This window comes from Kitasatospora sp. NBC_00315 (assembly GCF_041435095.1).
Lineage (GTDB): Bacteria > Actinomycetota > Actinomycetes > Streptomycetales > Streptomycetaceae > Kitasatospora.
The window spans coordinates 4,956,479-4,968,784 of sequence record NZ_CP108025.1 but is presented as its reverse complement, the minus strand read 5'-3'; the positions used below and the strand labels follow the sequence as shown (position 1 = coordinate 4,968,784).

Here is a 12,306-nt window from a genome sequence, read left to right as displayed (position 1 = left end):
GACTCTCCGCGGACGGCCCCCGGGGCTACTCCTCGGCCTGCCCGGCGGGCACCGGCTGCCCCGGCAGGGTCCGCATCCGGCGGGCGGCCCGGCCCCGCTCGGCCAGCCGGTCGTCGGCCGGGTAGCCGACCTCCTCCAGCGTCAGCCCGTACGGCCGGATGACGTTGACGGCGGAGTGGCGCACCCCGCCCGCCAGCACCTGGCCGGGGAACCCCACCGGCTTGCGCCCGTCGCCGACCAGCAGCATGGCGCCGACCAGGGCGCGCACCATGTTGTGGCAGAAGGCGTCGGCACGCACGGTGGCGACCGCGAGCGAGCCCGCCACGCCGGCGGTGTGGCTGTCGGCCGGCACCCGCTCCCAGTACAGGTCGAGCAGGGTGCGGATGGTGGTCGCGCCCTCGCGCTTCTTGCAGTACGCCGCGAAGTCGTGCTCGCCGAGCAGCAGCTCGGCGGCCTCGTTCATCTTCTCGACGTCCAGCGGCCGGTCGTGCCAGAGCACGTGCCCGCGCAGCAGCGGGTCGACCCCGCCCGGGTGGTCCGCGACCCGGTAGGCGTACCGGCGCCAGATCGCCGCGAACCGGGCGTCGAACCCGCTCGGCGCCTCGCTCAGGCCGTAGATCCGGATGTCGCCGGCCAGCCGGCCGGCCAGCCGGCGCAGCAGTTTCCCGCGGTGCGCGGCCCACAGCTCCACCGGCAGGTCGACGTGCGCGACCTGGCCGCGAGCGTGCACCCCGGCGTCGGTGCGCCCGGCCACCGTGAGGGCGTACGTCTCCTCGCTGCGGGTGACGACCTTCAGGGCGTTCTCGATCTCCTCCTGGACGGTGCGACGGCCCGGCTGGCGGGCCCAGCCGGAGAACTCGGCGCCGTGGTACGCGAGGTCGAGCCGGATCCGGACCGACCCCTCGGCGGGGCCGTCCGGCCGGGGGCCCGCGGTCTCGGCACATTCCTTGAGCACTGCTGCTACTCCAGTCGGGCTGCTGCTCAGGTCGGGACAGAGGAAACGGGCCCGCTCCCCCAGCAGAACTGGGAGAACGGGCCCGTCCAACACCTCATCAGGGTGTTCAGGCGGTCTCGACCTCGGGGGTCTCGTCGGCCTTGGTCTCGGCGGCCTGGTCGGCCTCCTTGACGGCGCGCTTGGTGGCACCCTCGGCCTCGCCGACGGCGGTCTGCGCGACGGTCAGGGCCTCGACCAGCTCGATCACGGCCATCGGGGCGTTGTCGCCACGACGGGGACCGATCTTGGTGATGCGGGTGTAGCCACCGGGGCGGTTCTCGTAGCGCGGCGCGATCTCGGTGAAGAGAGTGTGCAGCACCGAGACGTCGGTGATGGTCTTGCGGACGATGCGGCGGTTGTGGATGTCGCCGACCTTCGCCTTGGTGATCAGACGCTCGGCCAGCGGGCGCATCCGACGGGCCTTGGCCTCGGTCGTGGTGATGCGGCCGTACTGGAACAGCTCACGGCACAGGCCGGCGAGCAGCAGCGGCTCGTGGTGCGGGCCGCCGCCGAGGCGGGCGCCCTTCGTGGGACGGGGCATGGTAGCTCCTCAAATCTCCGAATCCGGCCGTGTCAGGTACCGGAACGGGCGTCCGGGCACTGTTGCCCGGACGGCTTTCTTGCATCGAACAGGGGCGGCCCGGAGGCCGCCCCCGGCCAAAATCAGTACTGCTCGGTCTCCGCGTAACCCGCGTCGTCCAGGTCGTCGGCGCCGAAGGCGTCGGCGGCGGCGGTCGGGTCGAATCCGGGCGGGCTGTCCTTGAGGGCCAGGCCCATGCCGGCCAGCTTCGCCTTGACCTCGTCGATCGACTTCGCACCGAAGTTGCGGATGTCGAGCAGGTCGGCCTCGGAGCGGGCGACGAGCTCACCCACGGTGTGGATGCCCTCGCGCTTGAGGCAGTTGTACGACCGAACGGTGAGCTCGAGCTCCTCGATCGGCAGCGCCAGGTCGGCGGCCAGGGCGGCGTCCGTCGGGGACGGGCCCATGTCGATGCCCTCGGCGTCGATGTTCAGCTCGCGGGCGAGACCGAACAGCTCCACCAGGGTCTTGCCGGCCGAGGCCATGGCGTCACGGGGGCGCATGGCGGGCTTGGTCTCGACGTCGACGATGAGCTTGTCGAAGTCGGTCCGCTGCTCGACACGGGTGGCCTCGACCTTGTAGGTGACCTTCAGCACGGGGCTGTAGATCGAGTCGACCGGGATCCGGCCGATCTCCTGGCCGGAAGCCTTGTTCTGGACGGCGGAGACGTAGCCGCGACCGCGCTCGACGGTCAGCTCCATCTCCAGCTTGCCCTTGCCGTTGAGCGTGGCGAGGACCAGCTCGGGGTTGTGCACCTCGACACCGGCCGGGGGCGCGATGTCGGCGGCGGTGACCACACCCGGACCCTGCTTGCGCAGGTACATCACGACCGGCTCGTCGTGCTCCGAGGAGACGACCAGCTGCTTGATGTTGAGGATGAGGTCGGTCACGTCCTCCTTGACGCCCGGCACGGTGGTGAACTCGTGCAGGACACCGTCGACCCGGATGCTGGTGACAGCGGCACCGGGGATCGAGGAGAGGAGCGTGCGGCGGAGCGAGTTGCCGAGGGTGTAGCCGAAGCCCGGCTCGAGCGGCTCGATAACGAACCGCGAGCGGAACTCGTCGACGACCTCTTCGGTCAGCGAGGGGCGCTGAGCGATCAGCATGTGTTCAGATCCTCCAGTTGTCTTCGGCACCCACTATTTGATGCCGAACAGAACCAGCGTACGGGGTCCCGTGGAGAACGGGACCCCGTACGCGGTGTGAAGCAGCCTGCGTGCCCGTGGGCGTCTCCCCCGGTGCCCGGAGGCGAGGGGGAGGGAAGCGCGCGTCAGACGCGGCGGCGCTTCGGCGGGCGGCAGCCGTTGTGCGGGGTGGGGGTGACGTCCTGGATCGAACCCACCTCCAGGCCGGTGGCCTGGAGCGAGCGGATCGCGGTCTCGCGGCCGGAGCCCGGACCCTTCACGAAGACGTCGACCTTGCGCATGCCGTGCTCCTGCGCGCGACGGGCAGCGGCCTCGGCGGCCATCTGCGCGGCGAACGGGGTGGACTTGCGCGAGCCCTTGAAGCCGACGTGGCCGGCAGAGGCCCAGGAGATCACGTTGCCCGCGGGGTCCGTGATCGAAACGATGGTGTTGTTGAACGTGCTCTTGATGTGAGCGTGCCCGTGGGCGACGTTCTTCTTCTCCTTGCGGCGGATCTTCTTCGCGCCGGCAGCCTGACGACCCTTGGGGGGCATAAGTCTGTTTCTCCTACTGAGGTGGTCGGTCCGCTAACCCGCGGGCCGGAGGGATGTCCGGTTGACGGGCGGACTACTTCTTGCCCGGCTTCTTCTTGCCGGCAATCGCGCGACGCGGGCCCTTGCGGGTACGCGCGTTGGTGTGGGTGCGCTGACCGCGGACCGGAAGGCCACGGCGGTGACGCAGACCCTCGTAGCAGCCGATCTCGACCTTGCGGCGGATGTCGGCGGCCACCGAGCGGCGGAGGTCACCCTCGACCGTGTAGTTGGCGTCGATCCACTGCGCGAGCTTGACGAGGTCTTCCTCGGAAATGTCGCGGACCCGGATGTCGGGGTTCACGCCCGTCTCGGCCAGCGACTGCTGGGCGCGGGTACGGCCGATGCCGTAGACGTACGTGAGGGCGATCTCGATCCGCTTCTCGCGGGGGAGATCAACGCCGGCAAGGCGTGCCATTCATGGCTCCTGTGGTTCTTCAGAGGTCTGACGGGCTGCCTACTCCGCAACCTCTCGGTTCGGGAGCCCCGGCCTCTGACCGGGGGTGGCAGTCCGTCCCGCGGGGGGACGGATCGGGCAGCCCGCGCTATGACGTTTTTTCGCGTCGCGCGAAGTACTACGAGAAATGCGGGTGGATCAGCCCTGGCGCTGCTTGTGGCGCAGGTTGTCGCAGATCACCATGACCCGGCCGTGACGGCGGATCACCTTGCACTTGTCGCAGATCTTCTTGACGCTCGGCTTGACCTTCATGGTTCAGGTTCTCCGGGTCTAGATCTGACGTTTGTCCCTCGCTGGCGCGAGGTTGCTACTTGTAGCGGTAGACGATCCGGCCGCGCGTCAGGTCGTAGGGGCTGAGCTCCACCACGACCCGGTCGTCCGGGAGAATGCGGATGTAGTGCATCCGCATCTTTCCGCTGATGTGCGCGAGGACCTTGTGACCGTTCTGCAGCTCAACCTTGAACATGGCGTTCGGGAGAGACTCGATCACGGTGCCCTCGATCTCAATGGCGCCTTGCTTCTTTGCCATGAACTGCGAGATCCACCTTCCGGGACCGGCTACCGTATGCGGCACGCTCGTGCGAACCTGGGTTCACCCCGACCCCTGGGGGAAGAGGGCGTGCTAAAGCACGCTACGAGTGAGCCGACGGTCCATCGTACGCCAGTGGCGGGGGTACGGCCAAAACCGGGGTCAGCGCTGCGCGCCGATGACGACCGGCTCGACGTGCGCGGTGCAGGCAGCGCACCGCCGGGCGGCCTGGGGGATCTCGGTCAGGCACTCGGGGCAGGGGCGCTTGGGGGCCTTCGGCTGCTTCGGCATGTACCGGGCGGTGGCCTTGGTCACGGGCAGCACGACGCAGAAGTACAGCACCGCGGCGGTCATCACGAAGGCGATCAGCACGTTGAGGAACTGCCCGTAGGGGAAGGTCACCCCGGCCACACCGAACTTGTAGGTGCTGAAGTCGCCGGCCGCGCCGACCACCACACCGACCAGCGGCGTGAGGAAGGCCGACACGAAGCCGGTCACCACCCCGGTGAAGGCCGCACCGATGACGACACCGACCGCCATGTCGATGACGTTGCCGCGCATCATGAAATCCCGGAAGCCCTTGAGCACCGCAGTCCCCTTATGTGGTTTTGTGCTGGTCAGCGAGGCAGCATAGCGAACGTTCGACGCGTGGCGAAAAGGACGAAGAGCCCGGAGGCGGGGCCTGCGGGCTCTTCGTCGGCGCCAGGTGCGCAACGGTGCAGGTCAGCCCAGCGGATCCGGCGCGGCGGTGATCCCCAGCTTGGCCAGTTCGGCCTTGCCGCCGTCGAAGGCGGTCAGCACCAGCGGGCCCTGCTCGGTGACGGCCACCGAGTGCTCCCAGTGCGAGGCCCAGGTGCCGTCGGTGGTGACGACCGTCCAGTCGTCCTCCAGCACGGTGGTGTGCGGGGTGCCCAGCGAGACCATCGGCTCGATCGCCAGCACGGTGCCGGGGACGAGCTTGGGGCCCTTGCCCCGGCCGCGCTCGACGTAGTTCAGCACGTGCGGCTCCATGTGCATCGCGGTGCCGATGCCGTGGCCGCCGTAGCCCTCGGTGATGCCCCACTTGCCCTTGGGGGGCAGCGGCTGACGACGGATGTAGCCCTCGATCGCCTTCGAGACGTCGGCCAGCCGGTTGCTCTTCTTCATCTGGGCGATCCCCGCCCACATCGAGCCCTCGGTGACCCGGCTGAGCATCTCCACCTCGGGCCGGACCTCACCCACCGCGACGGTGATCGCCGCGTCGCCGTGCCAGCCGTCCACGATCGCGCCGCAGTCGATGGAGATCACGTCACCCTCGACCAGCACCCGCTCGCCCGGGATGCCGTGCACGACCTCGTTGTTCACCGAGGCGCAGATCACGCCCGGGAACCACAGGCCGCCGTGGTCGGCGCGGAAGTTGGAGGTGGCACCGTGGTCGGCGATCACCTTGGCCGCGATGTCGTTCAGGTCCTGGGTACTCACACCCGGGGCGACCGCCGCACGGGCCGCCTTGAGCGCCTCGGCCACGACCAGCCCGGCCACCCGCATCTTCGCGATCTGCTCGGGGGTCTTGATCTCCACCATCTGGCCACGCCTTCCCATTGGTCGCCGCCCGGTCCTTGCCGGGCGGCCCTGCACGCATACCACCGTACGACGCCGTACGGCCGCGACGCCCCACTCGGGGCGCCGCGGCCGTATGCACGTGATGAAGCCGGGCCTCGGGGGCTCAGCCGTTCTTCTTCAGCGCCTCGATCGCGCGCTGGGTGACCTCGTCCACCTTGCCGAGCGCCGGGATCGTCGCGACCAGGCCCTGCTGGGCGTAGTAGTCGATGATCGGCTCGGTCTCGGTGTGGTAGACCTCCAGGCGGGTCCGCACCTTGTCCTCGGTGTCGTCGGAGCGCTGGTACAGCTCCCCGCCGCACTCGTCACAGACATCCGCCACCGCGGGCGGGTTGTAGTCCACGTGGAACACGTGGCCGCCGTCGTTGCGGCACAGCCGGCGACCGGCGATGCGCTTGACGACCTCGTCCTCGGGGACCTCCAGGTCGAGCACGCCGTCGAGGGCGATGCCCCACTCGGCGAGGATCTCGTCGAGTGCCTTGGCCTGGACAAGGTTCCGCGGGAAGCCGTCGAGCAGGAAGCCGCCTGCGGCGTCCGACTGGGCCATGCGGTCCTTGGCCATACCGATGGTGACCTCATCCGGTACCAGGTGACCCGCGTCCATGTAGCCCTTGGCCTCGAGCCCCAACTGGGTGCGCTGGCCGATGTTGGCACGGAACAGGTCGCCGGTGGAGATGTGGGGAATGGAGAGGGTCTTGGCGAGCAGGTGCGCCTGAGTACCCTTCCCGGCCCCTGGAGGTCCGACGAGGACGATTCGCATCAGCGGAGGAACCCTTCGTAATTGCGCTGCTGGAGCTGGCTCTCGATCTGCTTAACAGTTTCGAGTCCGACACCGACGACGATGAGCACGCTGGTGCCGCCGAACGGGAAGTTGGTCTGCTGTCCGAAGGCGACCAGGGCGATCATCGGGATCAACGCGATCAGGCCCAGGTAGAGCGAACCCGGCCACGTGATGCGGGTGAGCACGTAGTTCAGGTACTCGGCCGTCGGTCGGCCGGCCCGGATCCCCGGGATGAACCCACCATACTTCTTCATATTGTCGGCAACTTCTTCGGGGTTGAAGGAGATAGCCACATAGAAGAAGGCGAAGAACACGATCAGGAGGAAGTAGGTGGCCATGTAGATCGGGTGGTCACCCTTGACGAAGTTCGTCCTGATCCACGTCGCCCAGCCGGCCTGGCTGTTGGTCAGCTGGACCAGCAGAGCCGGGATGTACAGCAGCGACGAGGCGAAGATGACCGGGATGACACCGGCCTGGTTGACCTTGAGCGGGATGTAGGTCGAGGTGCCGCCGAAGGCGCGGCGCCCGATCATCCGCTTGGCGTACTGAACCGGAATCCGGCGCTGTGCCTGCTCCACGAAGATGACCAGCATCACAACGATCACGCCGACCGCGATGACGGAGAGGAACTCCACCCAGCCGCCGCCGATGGTGCCCGACTTCTTGATCGCCCACATCGAGCCCGGGAAGCCGGCCGCGATGGAGGTGAAGATCAGGATGGACATGCCGTTGCCGATACCGCGGTCGGTGATCAGCTCACCCAGCCACATGATCACCGAGGTGCCGGCGGTCATCGTGATGACCATCACCGCGATCCGGAACACCGAGGTGTCCGGCACGATCTGGTTGGCCTGGGCGCAACCGGAGAACAGCGCGCCGCTGGAGGCCGTCGCCACGATGCCGGTGCCCTGGAGCACGGCCAGCGCGATGGTCAGGTAGCGGGTGTACTGGGTGATCCTCGCGGTGCCGGCCTGCCCCTCCTTCTTCAACGCCTCGAGTCGCGGGATCACGACGGTGAGGAGCTGGAGGATGATGCTGGCCGTGATGTACGGCATGATGCCGAGGGCGAAGATCGTCAGCTGGAGCAGAGCGTTACCGCTGAACAGGTTGACGAGGCCGAACAGGCCGCTCGTCTTCGCCGGTCCGGACAAACACTGGTTCACTGCCGTGAAACTGACCCCTGGGATGGGGATGTGCGCACCCAGCCGGAACAGCACCATGATGCCCAGCGTGAACAGCAGCTTCTTGCGCAGGTCGGGCGTCTTGAACGCCCGCGCGAACGCACTGAGCACGGTGCCTCCTGCGCCTCCCGCACGTCGTCGGCGGGAGGGTCGGTCCTGATGGGGGGAGTTTGCGGTTCCGCTCCCGACGGACGGGCGCAGACAGAGCTGCGCGAGCCTACAAGGGAACTCCACGGACTCTAACAGTGCACGGCCACCCGACAGAAGCGCGTGCCGCCCCTCCCCCACGCATGGGGTACGGGATGCCCGGTTTTGCCATACAAAAGACTTGGCGTTTCCGGGCGGGAATCCGTTCCGCGGACAGCCGGACGGGGCGGCCGGGAAATGCAGCGGGCCCCGTACCTCCCTTGCGGGAAGTACGGGGCCCGGGAGTCAGCGAGCTCAGATGAGCTCGGTGACGGTGCCGCCGGCGGCGGTGATCTTCTCGGCGGCGGAGCCGGAGACGGCGTCAACCGAAACCTGCAGCGCGACCGAGATGTCGCCGGTGCCGAGCACCTTGACGAGCGAGTTCTTGCGAACGGCGCCCTTGGCGACCAGGTCCTCGACCGTGACCTCTCCACCCTGCGGGTAGAGCTCGGCCAGCTTGTCGAGGTTGACCACCTGGAAGGTGATCTTGAACGGGTTCTTGAAGCCCTTGAGCTTCGGCAGACGCATGTGGAGGGGCATCTGCCCACCCTCGAAGCGCGTCGGAACCTGGTAGCGAGCCTTGGTGCCCTTGGTACCACGACCAGCGGTCTTACCCTTGGACGCCTCGCCACGACCCACGCGGGTCTTGGCGGTCTTGGCACCCGGGGCGGGACGCAGGTTGTGGACCTTCAGCGGAGAGTCCGCCATGTCAGTCAACCTCCTCGACCGTGACGAGGTGGCGGACAGTCTGGGCCATCCCGCGAATCTCGGGACGGTCCTCCTTCACGACCACGTCGTTCATCCGCTTGAGACCAAGCGAACGAAGGGTGTCACGGTGGTTCTGCTTGCTACCGATGTAGGACTTGGTCTGCGTGATCTTGAGGCGAGCCATCAGGCGCTCACCCCAGCAGCACGCGCCCGCAGCAGGGCAGCGGGAGCCACGTCCTCCAGCGGCAGGCCACGACGGGCCGCGACCTCTTCGGGGCGCACGAGGCCCTTCAGAGCGGTGACCGTGGCGTGCACGATGTTGATCGCGTTGGAAGAGCCGAGCGACTTCGACAGGATGTCGTGGATGCCGGCGCACTCCAGAACGGCACGCACCGGGCCACCGGCGATAACGCCGGTACCGGGGGCAGCCGGCTTCAGGAGCACGACGCCGGCAGCCTTCTCGCCCTGGATCGGGTGAGGGATGGTGCCCTGGATACGGGGGACCTTGAAGAAGTTCTTCTTGGCCTCTTCAACACCCTTGGCGATGGCGGCCGGAACCTCCTTCGCCTTGCCGTATCCGACACCTACGGTGCCGTCACCGTCGCCCACCACGACCAGCGCGGTGAAGCTGAAACGACGACCACCCTTGACAACCTTGGCGACACGGTTGATCGCGACGACACGCTCGACGTATGCGCTCTTCTCGACGACGGGGGCGCCGCCGTCACGCTTACGGTCACGCCGCTCGCCACCGCCGGTGCCGCCGCCGGCGCCGCTACCGCGGCGCTGGGGTCCAGCCATTGGAATTACCTCTCTCGATTACGTCCGTCGACTGAGCCGACGAGCGGCTTAGAAGTCGAGCCCGGCCTCGCGAGCAGCATCGGCCAGAGCGGCGATGCGGCCGGCGTACCGGTTGCCCGCGCGGTCGAAGACGACCGACTCGATGCCGGCGGCCTTGGCGCGCTCGGCGACCAGGCTCCCGACCTTCTTGGCCAGCTCGGTCTTGTCGCCCTCGACGCCCTTGATGGAAACGTCGAGAGTGGACGCCGACACCAGGGTGAAACCCTTGGCGTCGTCGATGACCTGGGCGACCATGTGGCGGTTCGAACGCGTCACCACGAGGCGCGGACGCAGCTCGGTACCGGTGACACGCTTGCGAACGCGGATCGCGCGGCGCTTACGGGCGGAGGGCTTGTAGGCGTTGCCCTTGCCGATCTTGACAGAAAGACTCATGGCTTACTTACCGCTCTTTCCGACCTTGCGGCGGATGACCTCGCCCGCGTACTTGACGCCCTTGGCCTTGTACGGGTCGGGCTTGCGCAGCTTGCGGATCTTGGCCGAAACCTCGCCGACCAGCTGCTTGTCAATCCCGTCCACGTGGAACTTGGTGGGCGACTCGACCACGAAGGAGATGCCCTCCGGGGCCTCGATCAGAATCGGGTGGCTGTAGCCGAGCTGGAACTCCATGTTGGAGCCCTTCGCTGCGACTCGGTAACCAACACCGCTGATCTCCAGCGACTTGCGGTAGCCCGCGGTCACGCCGGTGATCATGTTCGCCACCAGCGTGCGGGAAAGGCCGTGAAGGGCCTTCGACTGACGCTCGTCGTTCGGGCGGGTGACGAGCAGGTTGCCGTCCTCGCCCTTGCCGATCTCGATCGGCGCGGCGACAACGTGGGTGAGGGATCCCTTGGGACCCTTCACCGAGACCGCCTGGCCATCGATGGTGACGTCCACGCCGGCGGGAACCGGGATGGGCAGCCGTCCAATGCGCGACATTGCTGTACCTCCGTTTCCCGAATTACCAGACGTAGGCGAGAACTTCTCCGCCTACGCCCTTCTTGGCGGCCTGCTTGTCGGTGAGGAGACCCGAGGACGTGGAGATGATCGCCACGCCCAGGCCGCCGAGCACCTTCGGCAGATTGGTGGACTTTGCGTAGACCCGCAGGCCCGGCTTGCTGATCCGCTTGATGCCAGCGATCGAGCGCTCACGGTTGGGGCCGAACTTGAGCTCGATGGTCAGCTTCTTGCCGACCTCGTTCTCCTGCGGCTCCTCAACCTTCCAGGAGGAGATGTAGCCCTCCTGCTGCAGGATCTCGGCGACGTGCGCCTTGATCTTGCTGGCCGGCATCGCCACGGTGTCGTGGTACGCCGAGTTCGCGTTACGCAGACGCGTGAGCATGTCTGCGATGGGGTCGGTCATGGTCATGATGGGCCTCAGGCCTCTCTCGCCGTGGTTTCTCCGCGCCAGGTCCCCCCGCCGCACTCCGGTGAAGGAGTGCGGACAGGGGCACAGACGCAGGGGACCTGCGGCGTCGTAAGACTAAGTGCGAGCCCTCCGAAGAGGGTCGACAGCAGCTATGGAGCTGCCGCGACAGGGGGCCCGACCCCACTACCTTACGGGATTCCGTACGAAGCCCCAAAAAGAGGCCGTGTGGGATCGGGCACCACTGCTTCGCTTATGGCGTTACCAGCGGGTCCTGGACTACCAGGAGCTCTTGGTCACGCCCGGGAGCTCGCCGCGGTGCGCCATCTCACGGAGGCACACACGGCAGAGACCGAACTTGCGGTACACAGAGTGCGGACGACCGCAGCGCTGGCACCGGGTGTAGGCCCGCACGCCGAACTTCGGCTTGCGCTCGGCCTTCGCGATGAGGGACTTCTTCGCCATGTGCGGCTCACGCCTCCTTGAACGGGAAGCCCAGAGCGCGCAGGAGCGCCCGGCCCTCGTCGTCGGTCTGAGCGGTGGTCACGACGGTGATGTCCATACCGCGCTGACGGTCGACCTTGTCCTGGTCGATCTCGTGGAACATAACCTGCTCGGTCAGACCGAAGGTGTAGTTGCCACGGCCGTCGAACTGCTTGGGGGAGAGACCGCGGAAGTCACGGATACGCGGCAGAGCCAGCGACACCAGACGGTCCAGGAACTCCCACATGCGGTCACCACGGAGGGTGACGTGGGTGCCGATCGGCTGGCCCTCACGCAGCTTGAACTGCGCGATGGACTTGCGAGCCTTCGTCACCGCCGGCTTCTGACCGGTGATGGCGGTGAGGTCGCGGATCGCGCCCTCGATCAGCTTGGAGTCGCGGGCGGCCTCGCCCACACCCATGTTGACCACGACCTTGACCAGGCCGGGGATCAGCATGACGTTCTCGTAGGAGAACTCCTCCTTGAGCTGGCCCTTGATCTCGGAGTTGTAACGCTCCTTGAGGCGGGGGGCCACCTTCTCAACGTTCTCGATGGTCGTCTCAGACATCAGATGTCCTCACCGGTTCGCTTGGCAACGCGGATCTTGTTGCCCTCGTCATCGAAGCGGTAACCAACGCGAGTGACGACCTTCTTGCCGTCCTTCTCGACGACCAGCTGCACGTTGGAGACGTGCACCGGGGCCTCGACGGTGACAATGCCACCCTGAGTGCCCTGGCCGGGCTTGGTGTGCTTCTTGACCCGGTTCACACCCTCGACGAGAACCTTGTTGGTCGCGGGCATGGCCTGAATGACCTTGCCCTGCTTCCCGCGGTCCTTGCCGGTGATGACCTGAACCAGGTCACCCTTCTTGATCTTCATGCTGTTCGCCAT

Annotated in this window: 20 protein-coding genes; all 20 read right to left on the bottom strand. The window is 67.3% G+C overall.

Going from position 1 to position 12,306, the window contains the following annotated elements:
• Nucleotides 1-25: 25 nt before the first annotated feature.
• The gene (truA, locus tag OG823_RS20620) at nt 26-955 is read right to left on the bottom strand and encodes a tRNA pseudouridine(38-40) synthase TruA (RefSeq protein ID WP_371481050.1); all 930 of its coding nucleotides are present in this window, start codon (nt 953-955) and stop codon (nt 26-28) included.
• A 106-nt stretch (nt 956-1,061) separates the two neighbouring features.
• On the bottom strand, nt 1,062-1,535 hold the full coding sequence (gene rplQ, locus OG823_RS20615) for a 50S ribosomal protein L17 (protein ID WP_371481049.1): 474 nt from the start codon (nt 1,533-1,535) through the stop codon (nt 1,062-1,064).
• Nucleotides 1,536-1,657: 122 nt separating this feature from the next.
• Nucleotides 1,658-2,680, bottom strand: coding sequence for a DNA-directed RNA polymerase subunit alpha (locus tag OG823_RS20610; RefSeq protein ID WP_030232516.1), 1,023 nt, complete (start codon nt 2,678-2,680; stop codon nt 1,658-1,660).
• A 164-nt stretch (nt 2,681-2,844) separates the two neighbouring features.
• Complete coding sequence (gene rpsK / locus OG823_RS20605) at nt 2,845-3,252, bottom strand: 30S ribosomal protein S11 (RefSeq protein ID WP_030232513.1); 408 nt, start codon at nt 3,250-3,252, stop codon at nt 2,845-2,847.
• A gap of 73 nt (nt 3,253-3,325) precedes the next feature.
• Complete coding sequence (rpsM, locus tag OG823_RS20600; RefSeq protein ID WP_073924290.1) at nt 3,326-3,706, bottom strand: 30S ribosomal protein S13; 381 nt, start codon at nt 3,704-3,706, stop codon at nt 3,326-3,328.
• Between the two features lie 177 nt (nt 3,707-3,883).
• The gene (gene rpmJ, locus OG823_RS20595; RefSeq protein WP_003956441.1) at nt 3,884-3,997 is read right to left on the bottom strand and encodes a 50S ribosomal protein L36; all 114 of its coding nucleotides are present in this window, start codon (nt 3,995-3,997) and stop codon (nt 3,884-3,886) included.
• Between the two features lie 55 nt (nt 3,998-4,052).
• Nucleotides 4,053-4,274, bottom strand: coding sequence for a translation initiation factor IF-1 (infA, locus tag OG823_RS20590; RefSeq protein ID WP_003956442.1), 222 nt, complete (start codon nt 4,272-4,274; stop codon nt 4,053-4,055).
• Between the two features lie 162 nt (nt 4,275-4,436).
• The gene (gene mscL / locus OG823_RS20585) at nt 4,437-4,862 is read right to left on the bottom strand and encodes a large conductance mechanosensitive channel protein MscL (RefSeq protein WP_371481048.1); all 426 of its coding nucleotides are present in this window, start codon (nt 4,860-4,862) and stop codon (nt 4,437-4,439) included.
• A gap of 135 nt (nt 4,863-4,997) precedes the next feature.
• On the bottom strand, nt 4,998-5,837 hold the full coding sequence (gene map / locus OG823_RS20580; protein WP_371481047.1) for a type I methionyl aminopeptidase: 840 nt from the start codon (nt 5,835-5,837) through the stop codon (nt 4,998-5,000).
• 142 nt (nt 5,838-5,979) lie between these two features.
• A complete protein-coding gene (locus OG823_RS20575) occupies nt 5,980-6,633 on the bottom strand; it encodes an adenylate kinase (protein WP_371481046.1) in 654 nt (217 codons plus the stop codon).
• Complete coding sequence (secY, locus tag OG823_RS20570; RefSeq protein ID WP_371481045.1) at nt 6,633-7,946, bottom strand: preprotein translocase subunit SecY; 1,314 nt, start codon at nt 7,944-7,946, stop codon at nt 6,633-6,635. The genes OG823_RS20575 and secY overlap by 1 nt, the downstream gene beginning before the upstream one ends.
• A gap of 330 nt (nt 7,947-8,276) precedes the next feature.
• Nucleotides 8,277-8,729, bottom strand: coding sequence for a 50S ribosomal protein L15 (rplO, locus tag OG823_RS20565; RefSeq protein WP_371481044.1), 453 nt, complete (start codon nt 8,727-8,729; stop codon nt 8,277-8,279).
• A gap of 1 nt (nt 8,730) precedes the next feature.
• Entirely contained in the window at nt 8,731-8,913 is a 183-nt protein-coding gene (gene rpmD / locus OG823_RS20560) for a 50S ribosomal protein L30 (protein ID WP_073924296.1), read from the bottom strand.
• Nucleotides 8,913-9,530 carry a 30S ribosomal protein S5 gene (gene rpsE, locus OG823_RS20555; RefSeq protein ID WP_266323033.1) on the bottom strand — a complete coding sequence of 206 codons (618 nt, stop codon included), beginning with the start codon at nt 9,528-9,530 and terminating at the stop codon, nt 8,913-8,915. Before rpsE ends, rpmD begins: the two co-directional genes overlap by 1 nt.
• A 48-nt stretch (nt 9,531-9,578) precedes the next feature.
• On the bottom strand, nt 9,579-9,962 hold the full coding sequence (gene rplR / locus OG823_RS20550; RefSeq protein WP_371481043.1) for a 50S ribosomal protein L18: 384 nt from the start codon (nt 9,960-9,962) through the stop codon (nt 9,579-9,581).
• Nucleotides 9,963-9,965: 3 nt separating this feature from the next.
• The gene (gene rplF, locus OG823_RS20545; protein WP_266323031.1) at nt 9,966-10,505 is read right to left on the bottom strand and encodes a 50S ribosomal protein L6; all 540 of its coding nucleotides are present in this window, start codon (nt 10,503-10,505) and stop codon (nt 9,966-9,968) included.
• A gap of 22 nt (nt 10,506-10,527) precedes the next feature.
• On the bottom strand, nt 10,528-10,935 hold the full coding sequence (rpsH, locus tag OG823_RS20540) for a 30S ribosomal protein S8 (protein WP_073924300.1): 408 nt from the start codon (nt 10,933-10,935) through the stop codon (nt 10,528-10,530).
• Between the two features lie 276 nt (nt 10,936-11,211).
• Nucleotides 11,212-11,397: a type Z 30S ribosomal protein S14 gene (locus tag OG823_RS20535; protein WP_030393303.1), complete on the bottom strand. Its 186-nt coding sequence runs from the start codon at nt 11,395-11,397 to the stop codon at nt 11,212-11,214.
• Nucleotides 11,398-11,404: 7 nt separating this feature from the next.
• Entirely contained in the window at nt 11,405-11,983 is a 579-nt protein-coding gene (rplE, locus tag OG823_RS20530; RefSeq protein WP_073924301.1) for a 50S ribosomal protein L5, read from the bottom strand.
• The gene (gene rplX / locus OG823_RS20525; RefSeq protein WP_266323029.1) at nt 11,983-12,294 is read right to left on the bottom strand and encodes a 50S ribosomal protein L24; all 312 of its coding nucleotides are present in this window, start codon (nt 12,292-12,294) and stop codon (nt 11,983-11,985) included. The genes rplE and rplX overlap by 1 nt, the downstream gene beginning before the upstream one ends.
• Nucleotides 12,295-12,306: the final 12 nt, after the last annotated feature.

What these genes read in the sequence shown, in the direction of transcription:
- rplQ (WP_371481049.1), bottom strand. Translation starts at nt 1,535, where the DNA reads ATGCCCCGTCCCACGAAGGGCGCCCGCCTCGGCGGCGGCCCGCACCAC.
- OG823_RS20610 (WP_030232516.1), bottom strand. Translation starts at nt 2,680, where the DNA reads ATGCTGATCGCTCAGCGCCCCTCGCTGACCGAAGAGGTCGTCGACGAG.
- rpsK (WP_030232513.1), bottom strand. Translation starts at nt 3,252, where the DNA reads ATGCCCCCCAAGGGTCGTCAGGCTGCCGGCGCGAAGAAGATCCGCCGC.
- rpsM (WP_073924290.1), bottom strand. Translation starts at nt 3,706, where the DNA reads ATGGCACGCCTTGCCGGCGTTGATCTCCCCCGCGAGAAGCGGATCGAG.
- rpmJ (WP_003956441.1), bottom strand. Translation starts at nt 3,997, where the DNA reads ATGAAGGTCAAGCCGAGCGTCAAGAAGATCTGCGACAAGTGCAAGGTG.
- infA (WP_003956442.1), bottom strand. Translation starts at nt 4,274, where the DNA reads ATGGCAAAGAAGCAAGGCGCCATTGAGATCGAGGGCACCGTGATCGAG.
- map (WP_371481047.1), bottom strand. Translation starts at nt 5,837, where the DNA reads ATGGTGGAGATCAAGACCCCCGAGCAGATCGCGAAGATGCGGGTGGCC.
- OG823_RS20575 (WP_371481046.1), bottom strand. Translation starts at nt 6,633, where the DNA reads ATGCGAATCGTCCTCGTCGGACCTCCAGGGGCCGGGAAGGGTACTCAG.
- rplO (WP_371481044.1), bottom strand. Translation starts at nt 8,729, where the DNA reads ATGGCGGACTCTCCGCTGAAGGTCCACAACCTGCGTCCCGCCCCGGGT.
- rpmD (WP_073924296.1), bottom strand. Translation starts at nt 8,913, where the DNA reads ATGGCTCGCCTCAAGATCACGCAGACCAAGTCCTACATCGGTAGCAAG.
- rpsE (WP_266323033.1), bottom strand. Translation starts at nt 9,530, where the DNA reads ATGGCTGGACCCCAGCGCCGCGGTAGCGGCGCCGGCGGCGGCACCGGC.
- rplR (WP_371481043.1), bottom strand. Translation starts at nt 9,962, where the DNA reads ATGAGTCTTTCTGTCAAGATCGGCAAGGGCAACGCCTACAAGCCCTCC.
- rplF (WP_266323031.1), bottom strand. Translation starts at nt 10,505, where the DNA reads ATGTCGCGCATTGGACGGCTGCCCATCCCGGTTCCCGCCGGCGTGGAC.
- rpsH (WP_073924300.1), bottom strand. Translation starts at nt 10,935, where the DNA reads ATGACCATGACCGACCCCATCGCAGACATGCTCACGCGTCTGCGTAAC.
- OG823_RS20535 (WP_030393303.1), bottom strand. Translation starts at nt 11,397, where the DNA reads ATGGCGAAGAAGTCCCTCATCGCGAAGGCCGAGCGCAAGCCGAAGTTC.
- rplE (WP_073924301.1), bottom strand. Translation starts at nt 11,983, where the DNA reads ATGTCTGAGACGACCATCGAGAACGTTGAGAAGGTGGCCCCCCGCCTC.
- rplX (WP_266323029.1), bottom strand. Translation starts at nt 12,294, where the DNA reads ATGAAGATCAAGAAGGGTGACCTGGTTCAGGTCATCACCGGCAAGGAC.